This is a genomic window from Armatimonadota bacterium, assembly GCA_013314775.1.
Lineage (GTDB): Bacteria > Armatimonadota > Zipacnadia > Zipacnadales > JABUFB01 > JABUFB01.
In genome coordinates, this window is the sequence record JABUFB010000028.1 from 1 (window position 1) to 18440 (window position 18440).

13 protein-coding genes and 1 pseudogene are annotated in these 18440 nt (G+C 62.8%); 8 read left to right on the plus strand and 6 right to left on the minus strand.

The window, feature by feature from the left end; all coding sequences use genetic code 11:
- The coding region (locus tag HPY44_21950; GenBank protein ID NSW58685.1) for a transposase at positions 1-864 on the minus strand (864 nt) is incomplete at its 3' end.
- Positions 865-925: 61 nt separating this feature from the next.
- Here HPY44_21950 and HPY44_21955 point away from each other — a divergent pair.
- Entirely contained in the window at positions 926-1495 is a 570-nt protein-coding gene (locus HPY44_21955; protein NSW58686.1) for a DUF1559 domain-containing protein, read from the plus strand.
- A gap of 144 nt (positions 1496-1639) precedes the next feature.
- Here the strand turns inward: HPY44_21955 and HPY44_21960 are convergent, their stop codons facing one another.
- The 4 genes from HPY44_21960 to HPY44_21975 all read right to left on the minus strand — a co-directional run bounded on the left by HPY44_21960 (position 1640) and on the right by HPY44_21975 (position 11090).
- Positions 1640-1903: a hypothetical protein gene (locus HPY44_21960; protein ID NSW58687.1), complete on the minus strand. Its 264-nt coding sequence runs from the start codon at positions 1901-1903 to the stop codon at positions 1640-1642.
- 41 nt (positions 1904-1944) lie between these two features.
- Positions 1945-4191 carry an endo-1,4-beta-xylanase gene (locus HPY44_21965; protein ID NSW58688.1) on the minus strand — a complete coding sequence of 749 codons (2247 nt, stop codon included), beginning with the start codon at positions 4189-4191 and terminating at the stop codon, positions 1945-1947.
- Between the two features lie 23 nt (positions 4192-4214).
- Positions 4215-8084 (minus strand): hypothetical protein, encoded by a 3870-nt coding sequence (locus HPY44_21970; GenBank protein ID NSW58689.1) that lies wholly within the window; start codon positions 8082-8084, stop codon positions 4215-4217.
- A gap of 138 nt (positions 8085-8222) precedes the next feature.
- Positions 8223-11090 carry a DUF5060 domain-containing protein gene (locus HPY44_21975; protein ID NSW58690.1) on the minus strand — a complete coding sequence of 956 codons (2868 nt, stop codon included), beginning with the start codon at positions 11088-11090 and terminating at the stop codon, positions 8223-8225.
- Between the two features lie 151 nt (positions 11091-11241).
- Here HPY44_21975 and HPY44_21980 point away from each other — a divergent pair, with 151 nt between their 5' ends.
- Complete coding sequence (locus HPY44_21980) at positions 11242-12258, plus strand: Gfo/Idh/MocA family oxidoreductase (protein NSW58691.1); 1017 nt, start codon at positions 11242-11244, stop codon at positions 12256-12258.
- Between the two features lie 97 nt (positions 12259-12355).
- Here HPY44_21980 and HPY44_21985 read toward each other — a convergent pair whose 3' ends face one another.
- The gene (locus HPY44_21985; protein ID NSW58692.1) at positions 12356-13309 is read right to left on the minus strand and encodes an aldo/keto reductase; all 954 of its coding nucleotides are present in this window, start codon (positions 13307-13309) and stop codon (positions 12356-12358) included.
- 224 nt (positions 13310-13533) lie between these two features.
- On the opposite strand from HPY44_21985, the gene HPY44_21990 reads away from it, so the two are divergent.
- From HPY44_21990 to HPY44_22015, 6 genes and pseudogenes are all read left to right on the plus strand, one after another.
- Entirely contained in the window at positions 13534-14259 is a 726-nt protein-coding gene (locus tag HPY44_21990; GenBank protein ID NSW58693.1) for a DUF1559 domain-containing protein, read from the plus strand.
- A 159-nt stretch (positions 14260-14418) separates the two neighbouring features.
- Positions 14419-14976, plus strand: a complete 558-nt coding sequence (locus tag HPY44_21995; GenBank protein NSW58694.1) for a hypothetical protein — start codon at positions 14419-14421, stop codon at positions 14974-14976.
- Positions 14977-15405: 429 nt separating this feature from the next.
- Positions 15406-15618 (plus strand): annotated as a pseudogene (locus tag HPY44_22000) (hypothetical protein).
- Between the two features lie 121 nt (positions 15619-15739).
- Positions 15740-16198: a DNA-binding protein gene (locus tag HPY44_22005; GenBank protein NSW58695.1), complete on the plus strand. Its 459-nt coding sequence runs from the start codon at positions 15740-15742 to the stop codon at positions 16196-16198.
- A 33-nt stretch (positions 16199-16231) separates the two neighbouring features.
- Positions 16232-16945 (plus strand): hypothetical protein, encoded by a 714-nt coding sequence (locus tag HPY44_22010; GenBank protein ID NSW58696.1) that lies wholly within the window; start codon positions 16232-16234, stop codon positions 16943-16945.
- 25 nt (positions 16946-16970) lie between these two features.
- Positions 16971-18080: a hypothetical protein gene (locus HPY44_22015; GenBank protein NSW58697.1), complete on the plus strand. Its 1110-nt coding sequence runs from the start codon at positions 16971-16973 to the stop codon at positions 18078-18080.
- Positions 18081-18440 lie beyond the last annotated feature (360 nt).

The following is an 18440-nucleotide window of genomic DNA, read 5'->3' on the forward strand; positions in this document are numbered from 1 at the left end:
CACCGCCAATTGCTCGCTATAGCCCGCCTGAACCTGTTTCCCCCGCTTCTTGCGACCCCACCGCGCATCCGGGTCCACATCGCTGAGCAAGTCGTCCTTCTTCACGTTCCGCTTGCCGTGATTCTCCGACCGCTCAAGCGCATCATTGAGCAGTTCCAAAGCCTCCGCTTGCGACACCGTTGGGCGCTCCAACTCTTCCAAAGCTTCCGCAACAAGCTCCGCTAAAGCCAGCCATTCTTCCAGCAGTTGCTTGCGAAACTCCGCCCCCAACTGGTACGACTTGTCTTCCCGCAAAGATGCATGCCCTTCACGCAGCGCCGTCACATCCATGCCGCCGGCTTCCAAAGACCTCAAAGCGCGGCTGATGATCCGGTCCAGCAAAGTGCGAAAACCCGGTACGGCGATGTCCGCCTCCACGTTGAAGCTGTCGATCAGCAAACGCTTATTGCTCACCAACTTGCGCTCCAAAGCCTGGCGCAAAAAACCGTGGAACACCGCCTTGAACCGCTCTTCCCCAAGCCGCTGGCGAAACTTCGTGAGACTGGTGGGATGCGGCAATTCGTCGTCCCAATCCAAACCCAAGAACAAACGAAACGCATGGTCCGTCTGGGCTCGGTCGATCACCGCGCGGTCCGACAACTTGTACTGCAATTGAAGAAAGATGAGGCGCAGCAGAACTTCGGGGTTGTAGGCAGGACGACCATTGTCTTCGTGATACAGGTCCGCCACCAGATCATGAACGAAAGAAAAATCCACAACGGCATTGATCCGACGTAGCGGATGGTCCGCGGGAACGTATGAAGACCCTATCACGTCGTCATACAGCGAAGGGGTGCGGGGAAGGTCTTTGTGCTGCAACGCCATCACCTCACACCCACGATTCCCCCATGAACACCCAAGACCTCCTAACTTTTTCAGCGATTAGATTATTGCGATCCTGGCCGCCATTCTCTTCCCGGTATTCGCCCGGGCAAGGGCCAAAGCCCGGCAGACCAGTTGTCTGAGCAATGTGAAGCAGATCACCCTCGCGCTGATGATGTACGCCCAGGATTTCGACGAGTGCTACCCGGTGGTGGATCATGCAACGGGTTACGGCTGGTGGCAGCCGCTCCAGGCCTACGTGAAGAACGCCCAGATGTTCCGCTGCCCCGCATACCGCGCAGGCGCCGGTGAACCTGCCAGCGACTACGCACTCAACGGTTTGTTCGCTCACGGCGCATCCATGGCGGCCTTTGACACGCCCGCCGAGCAGATCTGCGTGGCGGTTCGCAAGCCCGGCTGCCCGGAGGCAGGATATCACCCCTGGCCGGATGATCTCACCTCATGGGACGACCTCACGGCATACAGCGAGTTCGCGGACCACATCGCGATTGACATTCACAATGGTGGTTCGAATTACGGGTTCGCGGATGGTCACGCCAAGTGGTACAAGTGGGAGAATACCATCAAGCCGCCGATTCCGGGGATGCACAACACGGGGCGCTGGCATTACTGAGATAGCGGACGAGAGGACGGAACGATACGGCCCCGGGGTCATTCTCCGGGGCCGTATCGTGTGAATGTGTGCCACACCAGGCCCCGCCTGGTGTGCTCTGCCGCGGCACTGCTTCGGGAAACAGTGCCACTCGTCGACAAGAAGCTATTCCACCGCCCGGACCTCACACCGCGCGCCCTCGTCTTCGAGGGTCTGGGCAGCCACTTTCGCCTCCTGCTCTGTGTTGAACCGGGCAAGCTCTTTCGGAAGCGCATCCAGGAGTTTCGCAGCGCGTGCCGCGTCCATCGCCGTGACGCTGCGTATCGCCTGGACCAGTCTCTTGCGTGGGTCGGCGCCGAAAAGCTTCGCCAGGAAGTTCCCCGCGGGCGGAGCGCCGGTGATGACTACTGCGTAACGTACGCCGGCCATTGTCTTGTCCCTCCATTTCGATTGGGTTTGCGCGCCTGGGGCTATCCCCCGACCACCAGCTTGAATTCGCGGGGGCCATTCGGCAGAAGCTCGATCTCCGCTTCGGCCTTCCCGGCGGCGCTCTCTACGGTGATACGGTGCTTGCCGTAGAAAGCGCGGGTCGATGCGAGGCCGGCCTTGTCGGTCTTCTCATCGGCGCGGGTCCACCACTGGTTGAATACCAGATCTTCCCACGCTTCCTGGGCAGGGCGCGGGGACCAGTCGCGCCGGAACATGGCGGCAGAGTCCTTAGCGCGCCAGTGTGAGCCCTCCCAGAAGCCCCACATGATGAAGGACTGCATTTTCGGGTGGCTGAAAGCGGCGATCATGAAGTCTCGCACGTAATCGGCATGCAGCTGGTCGTCGGGGCAGCCCAGGTCAAACTCGGTGATTTCCAGCGGCAGTCCGAAATCGGCCCACTCGTCCATGATCTCCAGCACCCGGTGGATCGGGGTGAGCGGGGTGCTCATGTGGGCCTGGATGCCGAGGACATCCACAGGAGCGCCGGCGTCCAGCAATTGCCGGATGCGCGCGGCAACTTTGGCGCGATAGACCGGGTTCTCGTTGACGATGCCGTAATCATTGTAGCAGAGCTGCACATCCGGGTCAGCTTCGCGTGCCCAGCGGAAGGCGTCGGAGAAAGCCTGCCAACCGATGTCGTTCCACACCTCCACATTGCTGCCGGCTTCGTTCACCACATCCCACAGGTAGAGCTTGCCGTCGAAACGCCTGGCGTAGTCGGTCACGTGGGCCTTGCACGCCGCCAAGAGTTCGGACCCGCGCAGGTCTCGGACTGAAGCGTGCAAGTGGCGGAAGGATCCCCAGAGCAGGCAATGGCCACGCACCTGAATGTTCCGGGCGCTCAGCCAGTCAATGGCCCGGAGGACCATCTGGGTGTTGGCCTCGCTCATGGCGGGCCACTTGAGGTCATTCTCGAAGGTGACGGTGTTGTACAGGCGCTCCACTTCCTGCTGGAAGCGCAAGTTGTCCGGGTTGGTCTGGTCCAGGAATCGGCCCGCGGGTGCCGCGGTGCCGAAACGGAAGGCGTGGCGCAACTGCTCTATTTTCACGGCGGCGTCGGGCACGGGGTTTCCGGCACGGTCAGTCACGCTGATTCGCAGGTCGCCTTTGCGCAGTTGCTCGATGCGCTGCAGGGCGGGTTCGCGCCAGTCGTCGGGGTGAGCTCTGCCACCCCAGTAGTCAATGGTCTGGCTGAACGCGGCGTCCGGCGCGGGCCCGAAGTTCTCGACGCGCACCCCGGTCACTTCCACGACGCCCTTCGCATTGCCCAGGAAGAAGGAGACCCGGGACTCGCCCGGACGGTAGCCCCGGTCGGGTCTGCCCACAAACCGGTACTCCTTCCACTCGGGCGACAGGTGGACCGTCTGGCTGATGTGCTTGGTGTGTGGCGGCCGATTCAGTTCGTATATGAAAGTCACGGGGCAGTTGTCAGGGCTGCGGAGCCAGGCCCGGAAGTACACGGCATCGCCGGGATAGACGTAGCCGCGGCAGGTCTGAGCGAACTGGACATCCCATGGGTTGGCGTTCTCCGGCGGTGTGCTCACCAGCCGCACCCCGCGACTGTAGCCGGGGACGTCCACGTCGATGATCTTCACACTCAGTCGGTCGCCGCCGCCGGTGGGCCAGTTGCCTTCCAGCGGCTGGCTGAAGTCGCCGTTTTCGATGATGCCGGCGGGCTCATTCATCGTGGGTCTCTTCCCCTGTGCGGTTTGAGAGCTGGTCAGCAGGCGGATACCGGCAAGCTCGATGGTACCTGCCGCGTGGGCGAGATGGAATCCGACACGAGCTTCGCCGGGACTGAATGACTGGAGGCTCTTGCCCTGGAACTCGAACTCGCGCCAGTCCGATGTAAGCGCCATCTGCCCGTAGACGGACTTTGCGTAAGGCTCGCCCGACTGCTCCAGGAATACGCTAGCCGGGGTTTTCTCCGGGCTGCGCGCCCAGAGCTTGATCGTCAAAGGCTGGCCTTCCTCCACGAAAGCCTGCAGGGGCGTATGCAAGGTCACGGCCCAGGGATTGTCGCCTGGTTCGGGCTTGACGATGACCTGAATCGCTTTCGGCAGCCCGGGCAAGTCGCAACTAATGATACGCGCGGAGCCCCTGCCACCCGCGGGGACAGACCAGCCTGCCGTGCCGTTGGCGAAGTCGCCGTTGGCGATGAGATTGTCGGATTGCGCCAAGGCCGCCAGCGACAAAATACACAAAGCGAGAGCGAGCGAATGTCTCATTTATTGCCTCCCCACGGGATGGATCAGCGAAAGCTGACGGATGCGGAAGCGTAGGTCTCGGCGAGTGAGCCGCCGACGATTCGGGCGCGGAAGACCACGGGGTAGCCGGTCTTCGTCTGGTCGAAGGGCGTGGTGCCTTCGCCGAGGGTAACCACGGCTCCCCACTCCCGGCCGTCGGGTGTCATCCGGAAAAGCTGCACATACGGCTGGCCGTTGATCTGCAGGGGCGAGTACATGCTATCGGCGAGGACGTCCACCGTGGCATCTGTCGCCGGGTCTTCGAGGATCAGATGGAACATAATCTGGTCGCCCTGCTCAAGGGCTTCGGGCAAGGGCGATCCATCGGCCATCATCACCGCGAGGCCGTTGAGGGGACGCTGCACCAACCGGAACCAGTCGAAGGTCACATCGACCTGCGCCTGGTATGTGCGCACGAAACAGGTTTTCTCGGCACCGGTGCGGTAGGTGTCTTTGATGTAGTGGGTATCCACCGTGTAGATGCCGGGGCGCGAGGTGTTGATCGCCCCTCGATAACCGGGCTTGCCGGACGATGAACTGAAACCCACGTTCACGAAGCGGTAGCCGGTGCCTTCGATGTTGCGCAGGCTCACCTGGAAGAAGCGATATGCGGGGTCATAGGGGAAGATGCGGGCCATGCCCGAGCCGCCTTCGATGCTCCGGCACTTGATGCCCCCACCGGGAATGGGAGTGGCGCTGTGCTTCGCCGGGTCCACCACCCACTCATCCTTCCCGTCCCAGGCGAACTTGTCCCGGGGATTGAAGTTCGCGAAATCGTCGGCCCAAAGGGCGTTGGTTTCCACCCCCTGGGAGGCGGGGATGGGGCTGTGGGGAAGCTGGACCTCCGCCGCGGCGCTGATGATCGGGGTGACCGGCCCCTCGCCGGGGTCCTCGTAGGCCTCGATCTCACTGACCTGGCGGGCCGATGCACCGGGCACATTGCGGGCAGAAATGGCGGTGACGCGGAGCTTCAGGCAGGGCACCGGCGGGTCGAACCGATGGACCACGACCGTCTCCTCGTTGTCTCGTATCTGGGCTTCGGACACCTGGCCATCGGGCCCCTGAAACCGCAGGTCGTAGTCCTTCAGGTTGGGGGTGTGGATGACCACGCGGCCGATCCGCGCAGGTTCGGGGAGGGTGAGCTCGAGCCAAGCGGGATCGGCGCCGGCGTGGGTCGCGGCCCAGCCCATGTCGTCGGTGATCCCGTTGATGGCGTAATAGTAGTACTGGTCGAACCACGGGGCGTAGTAGCCCTTGCTTGCGGAGGCGCGGGTGCCGCGGCTTACGTGGAGAAGATTGCCGGGCAGGATGCTCTCTTGCTTGCGCCGGGCAAGCTCCTGCTCGATCTCGGCGGTGGTGGGGAATGCGGCCGCTGCCGGGTCGGTGGTGTAGATGCGCGCATCACCTTCGGCAAAATCGTCGGTGAAACCGCCGTCGCTGACGGCAACGGAGCGGCCTTCGGACATGACAAACAGACTGCTCACACCCTTCAGCAGCGGGTGGCTGATGGTTGCGGAACGATCGCCGGGTTTGTGGTTGACGACGACCAGATAGACGTGCCCGTCAAGAGCGCGAATCCAGGAGGCCAGTTCGCCCTCGGTTTCGATCTGGAGCGGTTCTGCGGGGGCAGGTTCGGCCAGCGCCGGCTCAAGGAACCGGATTTCCCGCCAGATGGGAGGCAGACCGTAGCGCAGCTCGACTTCGGGCATGAAGAAGGGACTCGTGTAACCGGTCCAGCCCCGCGCACCGAAGGTGAGCGCAACCAGCATCTGGTTGCGCATCACCCGATACGGGTAAGGCGGCGCGGTGCCGTAATCCGCGGTGGTGTGGGCCTGGGAGGAGGAGTGCCACGGTGTGAGCATGATTGTCTGCCCCGGCCGCAGCACCTCCCGGCAGCGCTTCATGAAATTGGGCACGTAGTCCAGGTTGGATGAGTACGGGTCCGGGCTCAGTATGTCGCTGCAGCGGTAACCGTGGGTGATGATGCCGTCGAGAGTGTCATTGGTGACGATCACCGGGTGGTACGGGTCGATCTCGGCGATGAGCCGGTACATGTTCTCCAGGTAATCGGAGCGGGTATTGTGGATCTCTGGCTCGTCGGCGATATAGTAGCCCAGCAGCCCTGGCTCGCCACGCACGCAGTCGATGAGTTGCCGCAGGTAGCCTTCCGTCATCTCGCTGGGCGCGGGAAGTTCCTTGATTTCTTGCTGGATGCGCTCGCCTTTTTCTCGCTCAGACTGTCGCCACAGATCAAAGCTGTAGTAAAGGCGCCCGTTCTCGACCGAGACCACCGAGTAGATGCCATGCTGGTCGAACGCCTCGCTGATAGACTTCGTCTCTGGCGGCCGCACCACGACAGGGATGTTCAGGTTCTGCAGAGCAACCACGTCGGCGCGGGGGTCGTCCGTGGGCACGCTCCCGTACCAGCCGATGCCGATCCACGGCTTGCCGTTGACCAGGATGTTGCCATGCTCGTCGATGCGCACCTCGTTGCCGGAATCAGGCGGCGGTAGCTTGTTGATGGTGCGCTCGGCTTTGTGCAGGGTCTTCCCATTTGCGTCGCACACCTCAACAGCCAGTGAGTACCGGCCTACTGCGAGGTCGGCGGCTGGAAGGCGCAAAGGCGCACCCGCATCGGCAAGGGGGACTGTGCGGGAAGTGACGGTCTCACCGCCCGCGCTCTTCAGGCTGAGCGCAAGGGATACGGCCTCGCGTTCCACGTCGGGCGCGAGTGCAACGCGGAAGATGATCTCGCGGATGTCCTCGGTCGCATAGATGGTGTCGCGGTAGCAGGGCTCCAGGACAGAGAGAGTGACCGGCCGGTAGTCGGCCTCGAGACTCTTCACCATTGACTTCACGATCTGGCCCGTCTCTTCGTCGCGCAGTTCGATGAGGAAACTTGCGCCGGGTAGGCTCGATCGCACCTTGAGTTCGGGGAGGCTGAGGGTGACCTTGCCCCCGGCGGGAACGCTGAAGGGCTCGGTTCGCACGGTTTCATTCTGCTTGCCGAAAAGCCCGGCGGAGGCGGTCAGTCGGCGGTCGGCGCCGCAGTCATTGCCCACCTGCGCCGAGATCGTCACGGTGTTGACGCCGCTCCCGGCGCGTGACACAGCGGAGGTCACGTTGGACACCGGCAAAGCGAAGCGTCGGAAATCCACGTCGATGCCTTTGAGGGTCCCGAAGAGCTTCGGCGCGTGGAAGTTACCCTTCAGGGGGCTCCAGGAGGAGAGTTCCAGCGTTCCGCCCGCATGGCGCTCGCGTGTGACGTTCCACGCCCAGTCAGGCCCGGCATCCTCGTAGAGGTTCAGGCCTCCGAAAGGAATGGCCACCTCGACGGTCCACTTCCGGGCTTCCGCATCAACCTTAGCGGCGGTCCGGATTGCGCAGTCCCAGAGCTTCACATGCACCAGGCCGTAGTCCGCGCCGTAGTCGTCATACCACGCGCCCACGGTGTTGATCAGGAAGTGATGGTAGTAGCGTCCCTCGCCGGCGGGGTCGAAGAAGATCTCGATACAGTCATCGGCCCACACCGTGCCGTCGTGGGCGGTGATGTCCGCCCGGATACCGTCGGGACTGGGCTCGTCACATTCCACGGCGACACAGAGGAACTGGTCGTCGAAGGCGGCCTTGAACCGGGTCTGGATGTCCACGGGTCTGGGATTGCCCCGGTTCTCTTCAGTATTGGCGGCGCTGGTGAAGCCGGTCTGCCAGTCGCCGGCCTGCCAGACTGCCTCATCGAGGACGCCGTCCACAGTGACCGGCGCCTGCGTTCGCAAGGCCTGGGCTGACGGCTTGTCATCCTGCGCAAGGGCAGGGAGCAGCGATATGGCGTAGAGGATTGCGGCGAGACTGAGAGCGTGTCGTTGGAGGGTCACGGTCCTGGGCTCCTGGACTCGAGATAGGGGGCCGCGAATAGCCATGATTTCCGCGAGATGGGCCGGAAAACCTCTCTATGCAGACGAATGGTCCCCCGGAGAGGATCACCGGGGGACCATTCGTCCACAGGCTCGCGCTTACCGCACCGGCCTGATCTTCAGCGCCACATCGGTCTCGAGTTCGGGCATGTTCAGGATCAGCTTCCCGCCCTCGACACTCACCCTGTCCGTGCCGCGGGGTGTGCCTTTCCAGGTGTCCCACCATTGCAGGGTGTACTCGCCGTCGGGCAGGCCGGAAAGGGTGATGACGCTCGGATCGACCTTGCCCACTTCACCATTGCCCGCGTGGTTGAACCAGGAACTGCGCAGGTTCTGGACCCAGAGCACCGCGACATCATCCGATCTCATCCCGCATGCGAGCAAGTTGGGCCGGTCGATCAACTTCGCCCCCGTGAACCGGTACGAGACCACGCGCACCCAGTCCTTGCCGAAGTTCTCAATGCGGATGGTGTGGGTCCCCGCGGGAACATCCACGGCAAACTCTTGATCGTAGGTGGTCTCCCACAGCGTCCACTGGGGACGGTACACGCTGCTCTTGCCAAGGCCCTCCCCACAGGGCAGGTCGATCTCCGCCTTTTGCTCGCCGTCCACCCAGATGCGCAGGAGGCCGGAGTTGGAGACATTGCTCACGGAGACGATGAACTGCCCGGCGGCAGGGTAGTCCACGATGAAGCTGGGCGGGTTCTTGAGGTCGGGGTGCCCGGCGCCATGGAGCAGCTGCTGCGGCCGGCGGTCGCCTTCGATGGACCCGTCGGGCAGGATGCGGAACTCATTGTGCTCCGGCTTCCCCCAGACCGAGACCGGTGAGATTGTGATGTCGGAGACCTCGGGCACATGGTTCGGGTCGGCGTACTCCACGGCTTCGACCTCAAGCGGCTCCCATGCGGCTGTCCCGAAAGGCAGGTCTTGTGTGAAATTGCGCAGAGCTGTGAAGTGGAAGTACAGGTCGAGTGGCTCGATGTAGTTCTCGTGCCACCAGGGCATAGGCGGGCCTGCGCAGAAGCTGGCCATTCCCGCCCAGAGGGCATTGTGAATGCCCCATCCTTCGGGGTCCTTGTCCGCGGTGCTGCTGTGGCTGCGAATGCCGAACTCACCGAAGATATGGGGTTTGTCGAACTTCGTCCACTGGTCCATGCAGTACCGACGGATTTCCGGCGCCACGTTGTCGTCCGTATTGGTGTAGCAGTGGGTCTGAACAATGTGCATATTCGGCAGTTGCCAGAAGGCTTCGGGGCCGGTGCCGCCCCAGAAACTGGTGGTAATCATGTGGTCGAAGGGGTCAATGGCTGCGAGGTGCTCGGACATCTCCCGGTGCCATTCGAGTTGCATGGCCTCGGTTGAGTCCGCCCAGCCCTGGAACTCATTGCCGAACTCCCAGCACAGCACATTGGGGCTGTATCCCCAACGCGCAACGGTATAGCGAAGGCGCTTGCGGTAGTACTCGCGCGCTTCCTCGTTGGTAAACCAGTCACCGGCTTTCTCGCACGGGCCGCCATTGGCCTTATTGAAGGGGTTCCGGTCCCAGCCGGTGGTGCGGAAGTCCTGGTGGGTGTCCATGCACATCATGTAGTAAAGACCCAGGTCGCGGGCCCAGTCCAGCACCAGATCGATTCGGGCCGCGTTGTCCTGACGGTACCACCCCAGCCGGTCTTCCCACTCGATGCCGATCCCGTACGAGGCCATCCACCAACGGTTCCAGTTCTCCCCAGCGGCGGCGAACTTGCGCATGGCCTCATCGGCAAGCTGGCCGGATGTGTGGTAGATTGGCAAATTATGTCCGATGCAGTAGTGCCCCTCGCCATTGTCGAAAGCGAAGAAGTGCGGGTCGGCCTTGCTTACGCGCACGAAGCCCTTTGCGGTGGGTGTGGTGGCCTCGAAAGCTCCCTCGCCGCCGGTGACTCTGCCAGTGCGGTCTCGCAGAGCGAGCTGCCATGTGTACCGGCCAGGCTCCAGGGCCGCGAAGCGCACCTTCCACGAGCCGTTGCCCCGCGGAGTGATGATCTCGGTGCCATCCTGTACCGTGCGCTCCTGTTCGACCATGAAGAACCCCGGCACTTCAATCTGCCTGCCCGAAGGACTGGTAAAGGTTGCGTCCAATGCCACATCGTCGGGGTCATAGGGATTGTCGTAGGTAGCGCCCAGGTCAACGTCCAGTTCCAGCTTCTCGTACATCGGGACCTGGGCGGCTGAGGCTGTCACGGAACGGATCGCCAGGGGTTCGGCGGATGGCAGCACCTGCCCGGGGAAAGTGCCGGGCATGTCGGCGAACCGGACCGTGTACTCACCCAACGCCGTCTGGCCCTCCGGAAAGTCGCCCGGCATGAAGTTCAGGCGGAACAGGTAGGCGTTCGGGTTGCCTTCGCTATCGAATGCGGCGAACTTCGCAAAGCCCAGTTCCAGGCTGCGTGTACCCGCGAGTTCCACCAGCAAGCGCTTGGCACTGCCGCCGGGGATGCCGGCGATGGTGCCGTTGCGTGACGGGTCTGCCCAGACGCGCTCTTCGCCGGTGAAAGTCTTGCGCTCGGCGAAGATGTGGAGCAGGACGCCTGGCTTCGACAGCTTCAGCGGGCCGGACTTGCGGAACTCATAGCGCACTCGAAGACCGCCCTCCTCCGGAGTGACGGCGAGCGAGTAGAGCATGGGCGGGGAGTTTTCCTTCGCTGAGAACTTCCCCGACATGGTAAGCGAGCCGTCAGGCTGAAGCTCCGGCCCGGCCTCAATCGTACCGCCGGTGATGGTTTCGTACTTCCAGTCATCATGCCAGAGAAAAACATGCCACGACAGGCTTCGGGCACCGTCGATGCCGGCGGTCCAGCGGCCTTTGTCGAAACGGATGAACTCGCTGCCATCGCGCCAGACGAAGGCCCCGTTGTCGGGAACGATGGCTTGGGCGAGTGCGGACAGGGGGGAAAGGCAGACAGCGGTGGCAAGAAGTCGCGCGAGCATGAGAAGGGCCTCCAGTGAAGGGCGCCAGGCTTTCAGAAAGAAATTCGGCGCGGGAGGGCGAGTGACCTTCGGGCTGAACGAAGGACAACCTCCCCTGGCGGAGAAGAGACTTGCCACACAGACCACGAACACTCAATCAGGGAGGACCCCAATGTCTATCAAGGTTGGTTTCATCGGTGTGGGCGGGATCGCTCGGCGGCATCTGAATGAGGCGAACAGCAACCCGGAAGTGGAGATGGTGGCCTACTGTGATGTGGACGTGGAGCGCGCGACGCGGGCAGCGGAGCAGTACGGCGGGAATGTCTACGCAAACGCAGTGGAACTGTATGACGCTGAAAAGCCCGATGCGGTGATCATCTGCACCCCGCCTTTCGCCCACGGGGACATTGAGGAGGAAGCCTGCAAGCGGGGCATCCACTTTTTCGTAGAGAAGCCTGTGGCAGTGGACATGGCGACAGCGAACCGGGTCGCGAAAGCGGTGCGTGACAGCGGTGTCATCACCCAGGTGGGCTACATGTTTCGCTTTTCGCCGCCGCTGGTGCAGGTGCGGGACATGATGCGCAAGCACACCCCCGCCATGATCCAGGCACACTACTACATGCCGGGCCTGCCCTCGCCGGGCTGGTGGCCGAAGATGGAACTGGGCGGCGGGCAGCTCATCGAGCAGGCCACCCACATGCTGGACCTGGCGCGGTTCCTCGCGGGCGAGGTCTGCTGCGTCACCGGGGCCACCGCCACCGTGCGCAACTGGACCGACATCCCCAACGGGTACGAACCCGAGGGCCTGCTGAAATACTCGCAGGTCTTCGAGATCCCGGACACCACGGCGCTGATCATGCAGTTCGAGAGCGGCGCCCTGGGCACGCTGAGTTGCTCAATCGTCCCTCAAGCCAAGTGGGACGTGGGCTTCAAGGTGGTCTGCGACGGGCTGATCGTCACAATCAACGGGGCCAGCGCGAGCTTCGCCGGCGACACTCAGGGCGATCTGAACGCCCCGGATGATTGGGCGACCTACGTGCAGAAGGATTTCATCGACGCGGTGCTTCAGGGACGCCCGGCGGGCATTCCTTATGACGAGGGTGTAGCAAGTCTCGCGGTGTCTGTGGCCGGCTATGAGTCCGTGAAGCGCGGCGGATGTCCGGTGAAGCTGGCGGAGTTGATCGGATAAGAGAAGGACAGGAATCGGGTACAGGCACCAAATTTGGGACGAGGCCCGAACTCGGATGCCGGTTCCCCGATCTTGCCAGTTCACCGTGTCTGACTGCCTAGGCGTTGCGGTACGGGTTTTTCACCAGCGGCCCATAGACATTCCCGTGGTAGAAATCACTCACCCAGGTCCCCGGAGGGACGATGGCATCCACCCGCGCCTCGTCCTCCGGGGTCACCTCGATCTCCAGAGATTTCAGCGCCGATTCCAGGTGCTCTTCAGTGCGTGGGCCGATGATCGCAGAGGTTACCCCGGGTCTGCTGATGAGCCACGCGTGGGCGAATTCGGCGAGACTGCAGCCCTTCTCCTCCACCAGCTTCAGATACTCCTCCACCGCATCCAGGGCCTGGGGCGTGAAGCGGTTGTGGTCCGGGCCGGCCTTGGAAAAGCGGTGGCCCTCCGGCGGCGTCTGGCCTTTGCGGTACATCCCGGTGAGAAGCCCGTATGCCAGGGGCCCCCACGGGATAATGCCGATGCCCTGGCGCAGGCACATCCAGACGAGCTCGTTTTCCACGCCGCGGTCCAGCATCTGGTAGGGTGGCTGCTCACTGACGAACCGCGGCAATCCCCTGCGGTCGGCGATCCCCAGAGCTTCCATGATCAGCGTCGGCGGCCATTTCGAGGTGCCGCAGTAGAGAATCTTGCCCTGCTTCACGAGGATGTCGAGGGTCTCCAATATCTCATCCAGTGGCGTAGTCAGGTCCACGATATGCAACTGGTACAGGTCAATTCGGTCGGTCTGCAGGCGCTTGAGGCTGGCCTCGCAGGCGCGGATGAGGTGATAGCGGCTCGCGCCATGATCGTTGGGGCCCTTTCCCATGTGGGCCACGCCTTTGGTGGCAAGGACGATCTCGTCCCGCCGTCTGCTCTCCGCGATGGCCTTGCCGACAATCTCCTCGGACACCCCGCGCCCGTACACATCGGCAGTGTCGATGAAGTTGATACCGGCATCGAGGGATCGGTGGACCATACGGATTGAGGTCGCTTCGTCGGTGCTGGCGCCGAAGTTCATGGTGCCCAGGCAAAGGGTAGATACGCGCATTCCGCTGCGGCCGAGTTGTCGGTATTCCATCGGTGGAACTCCTGTTTTTTTTCTTCCCGATGTTGAAGGTTTCTCCGTGTCCGCCCGCGAACCTTTCTGTCGTGGGGAACCTCTTGACGCCGGGGTTATCGCAGGCGTAGAGTGGTTATTGACCCAGATAATATCTTTGAAGGCACACGAAAGGAGATGTCCAGATGAGCGCCGGCCGCAGAGGATTTACCCTTATCGAGTTGCTGGTCGTCATCGCGATCATCGCCATTCTGGCGGCGATCCTGTTTCCCGTATTCGCCCGTGCACGCGAGAAGGCGCGGCAGTCTAGTTGTTTGTCGAATACCAAGCAGCTCGGGCTTGGGCTCGTGATGTACGCCCAGGATTACGACGAGAAGTTCCCGACCTACTACTGGAGCGAGGGCAATGCCGGCCAGCCCAACTCCTGCACCTGGTGGGGCGGCATCTACCCCTACGTCAAGAACACCCAGCTCTATGTGTGCCCTTCCAGCCAAAACGCTTGGCACAACACCCACCAGTCCTGGATCGACTTCGACCCGAACTTCAGCAACAACACCTTCATCGACTACGGCTACAGCGAACTCATCGGCAACGTTGGCGGCGGCTGCAAGATCGGGCGGTTGAGCTACCCGGCGGAGACCGTCGTCCTCGCTGACTGCACCAGTACCTGGATTGGCGGTTACTGGTCGCTGAGCTTCCCGGCCAGGGCCAAGCTCCTGCGCGTTGCATGGGCCAATGGCGGCTTCCCCTGTGGTTGCCCGCCTGCCAATCCTGATGCGGTGGGCAAAGCACGGCACAATGATGGTGCAAACATTGCCTTTGCCGACGGTCACTCCAAGTGGTTCGCGCAGAACAACTGCAAGACCATAAGCGGCGGCGGGCCACTGCGCTACTACGATACCGAGTGGTAGTCGCCCGCAGACGCATCTGATCGAGTTGTGATAACAATCGCCGGACTATGGGTCCGGCGATTGTTTTTTTGGGGGAAATTGCGAGAGATGAAGGAAACGCTCGGTGTCTGCCGAAGTTGTTGTTGCAGCCGTTCACAACTTCCGAGGAGAGATGTGACCATGAGGACGCTGGTGATGGCAGTGGCGATCGGATGTCTGACGGTCATCCCGGCCTGGGCACAGTTCGTGCCTGGACCCCAGCCGGGTGGAGGGCCTCCCCCCGGTGGTGCCCCGATGCCGGGCGGCGGCATGATGCCCCCCGGCGGCGGAATGATGCCCCCCGGCGGCGGAATGATGCCCCCCGGCGGCGGAATGATGCCCGGCGGCGGGATGATGCCCGGTGGTGGAATGATGCCCGGCGGTGGAATGATGCCCGGCGGCGGGATGATGCCCGGCGGCGGGATGATGCCCGGCGGCGGGATGATGCCTGGCGGCGGGATGATGCCCGGCGGGATGTTCCCCGGCGACTTCGGCCCCATGGACTTCGGCGATGGCGGTGGGGTCGCTGTTGCTGTGGACAACCAGGGGCATGTATTCGTGGCCGCGAACGGGCAGCTGACGGTGTTCCTGCTGCAGGGCAACAATCTGCAGCGGATCGCCCAGGCGCCATACGCCTACTTTGAGGAGCCCGCGCAGCCCGAGCCGGCAATGGGCACGGTGCAGCCGGGGAACGAGTGACGCCTCGCGAGCGGCATTAGCCTGCAGCGCCGATAGGGTGGTTGCAGGAAGCGAGAGTGCATCGAAGGGCGAAGAAAGGGGAGCAAGAGGATGAAGATGGTTGGTGTGGTCGGATTGCTTGTGATGCTTTGTGCACCCGCATGGTGCCAGTTCGCCCCCGGAGGCGGCGGGATGGTTCCCGGCGGCGGAATGATACCTGGAGGCGGCGGAATGATGCCGCCCGGGGGCGGTATGATGCCCGGCGGCATGATGCCCCAGATGCAGCTCAATGTGAACGGCGGCATCGCCATGCTCATCGACCCTCAGGGCAACATACTGATCGCTCAAGACGGTCTGCTCTGTGCGTATCGTCTGCAGGGCAATACCTTCCAGAAGATTGCGGAAACACCGTACGGCTGGAATCAGAAGGGGATAGAAATGCAGCAGGGCGGCATGATGCCCGGAGGCGGCATGATGCCCGGTGGCGGCATGATGCCCGGTGGCGGCATGGTGCCCGGAGGCGGCATGGTGCCCGGAGGCGGCATGGTGCCCGGAGGCGGCGGGATGGTGCCCGGAGGCGGCGGGATGGTGCCCGGAGGCGGCGGGATGGTGCCCGGTGGCGGCGGGATTGTCCCGGGCGGAGGCTTCAACCCGGGAGGATAGGCCCGAAAGCCGTGGGATGTGTGCACAGGGACGGCGCCTTGAAGGGGTGCCGTCCCTGTACGTCGAATGGGGTCCGGAGACCGGGCACGGCTCCCACCCAAGCACTTGACGGAGGCTGCTCATGCAGTACGCGGAAGGACGCGTCGGCCGTGTGTTTGCATTGAGGCTGGAACACGGCGAGAGGATGCCGGAGGCTTTGGAAGCATTTCTTGCAGACCATGGGATCACACGGGGAATTGCGGTGATGGTAGGCGGCGCGGACGATTCCAGCCGGTTCGTCGTGGGACCGCGAGACGGCGAGAAGCTGCCCCCGGAGCCAATGGTAGCGCTCCTGCGTGGCGTGCACGAAGCGGCGGCAGTGGGGACCATCTTCCCCAATGAGAGCGGAGAGCCGAAGCTCCACATGCACGCGGCTTTCGGCAGGGGTGAGGAGACCCGCTCGGGCTGCATACGCGCCGGGATCGTTGCCTGGCACATACTTGAGATTGTTGTGCTCGAGATCACGGGCATGAGCGGTGTCCGGGTGATGGATCCCACCACCGGCTTCGGGCTCCTGCAGTTTCCGCAAACAGAGCAGTAGACTTGTGCAAGACGCTGAGGAGGAATGGGAACTTTGGAAGCAACCGACTTCGGACGGTCTTTCGTGACTTTCGTGACCCATGGCAGGGAGAACAATGCGCGAATCCAGGTGGAGTGCGTGGTCTCGCTGACGGACCTCCTGGCGGGCGAGCAAGAGGTTTTCTACCTCGCGGCTTCGTGCAAGAGTGAGGACACCTTCGCCGAGGCAAACCTGTTCCGCAGCCCGAATTACGACTTCTGCGGGGTGTTCAATGCCGCGCAGTATTCGATTATTCGGACTCACGCGCGCTCCGAAGACGATCAGCCCGAAGTCGGTCTTGTCGCGGGCCGGTTCGAGCGGGTCCACATGCAGATCACGCGCCTACCTGCACAGGCGCTTGCTGAGCCGGCGGAGGTGGTGCAGGCGACTCTCGCCGGGCGCGCTATCACGGCCACGACCGTCATCGCCGACCCAGCCGGTCGCTTTCGGTGCGAATTGGAGTACCCGGTCAAGACTATGAACGTCAACGATCTGCGCAATGTGTTCCAGGTGGACACGGGCCCGGTGGCGTTCCCGGATTTCGCGATGGACGCGGAGTTCAACGTGGCGCGGTTCGGACTGGCGTACGTCGCTTTCAACGCCCCGCATTTTGCGGACTTCGTGATTCTGCGGCCCACAGAGATCGGCCCGGCGGTGTTCACGCCGCACTTCTCGCAGGTGGTATCCATGCCCGCGGAGAACAGGCTTTTCACATTCTTAGCGCCCTGAGCGCTCCCGACCGGAGGATCTTCTGATGCGACTGTTGCTTATCGTCGTAGCGATGATGATCGCAGCCGGGCTCATGGCCCAGGACCAGACGGCCGAGGGGGTCAGCCCGATGACCAATCTCGTGAGCTTTTTCGACAAGTGCCGCGCAGGCGGGCCGGTCACGGTTGCCTATATCGGGGGGTCAATCACCGCACAGAACGGTTGGCGGCCGTTCACCACGGCATGGCTGAAAAAGAAGTTCAAGGATTGTGAGATCACAGAAGTCAACGCGGCCATAGGCGGCACCGGATCATACCTGGGCGTGTTTCGCCTGGAGAAGCACGTCTTGCAGTTCGACCCGGACCTGGTCTTCGTCGAGTTCGCGGTCAATGATAACGGCGGGCAGGACGAAGCAGTGATGTCCACCATGGAGGGCATCGTCCGCCAGTGCTGGAGCCTTGAGAAGAAGCCCGCGATTGTGTTCACATATACGACGGCCCACACCCTGCAGATTCCGACGCACCGTCACCAGGCAATTGCAGATTACTACGGCATTCCCACGGTGGACTTCCAGAAGTCTATCCGCGCGGTGGTGGATCCGGGGTTCATCGACTGGGACATCCTCGCCGAGGACAAGGTGCACCCCGGTGACTGGGGGCACGCCATCTACGCGGCCACACTGGCCACGTTCCTCAAGAAGCAAATGGAGCTGACGGAGGCGGTCGATCCGCCATCAGAACTGCCCGCGCCTAAGGTCACCGATTTCTATACCACTGCGCGCCTCCTCCCCGTGACTGACGCCGCAGGCGAAGGCTGGAAGGTCAACGAACCTGCAGGGAACTTCAAAGACGGCTCGATCATGGCGACGGAGCCGGGGACATCCATCGAGCTGAAGTTCACAGGAACGACGGTGGCAATCTACTATGAACTGCGGATGAACGGCGGGATCATCGCGTGTGAGATCGACGGCAAGCCGGTGGGGGAGAAGGACGTCTCCTGCGGGCCGGTTTACCGGTTCAATCGGCAGAACTCCATCTCGCTGACGACTGGACTGGAGCCCGGCGAGCACACGCTCAAGATCACAGTAACCGACAAGCGGCACGAGTTGAGTCAGGGACATGAGTTCCATCTGGGGTATCTCATGGTCGCCGGGTAGAGTAACCGGGGGAAGACGGGAGTGGCCGATGCACGGCAGGGGATCCCCTGCCGTGCATCGTTCGTGGGCGATGCCCTCGCGTGGACCGACGGCTTGGGACCGTCGGCCTGCGCGAAAACTTCAGGTCGCGTAGGTCGAGCGTCCCGACGCCGTTCGCCTTTAGCCGCGAAGGTCGAGCGTCCTGCTCGACAGGCCGTTGGTCGTTCGGCCCCGGGTTGGTGCCCCGGGTTGAAACCCGGGTTGTGCCCCGCGCTGAAGCACGGGGCTAGAGGCCTGCGGCCGGGCGTCCTGATGGACGCGAAGGTCGAGCGTCCTGCTCGACAGGCCGTTGGTCGTTCGGCCCCGGGTTGGTGCCCCGGG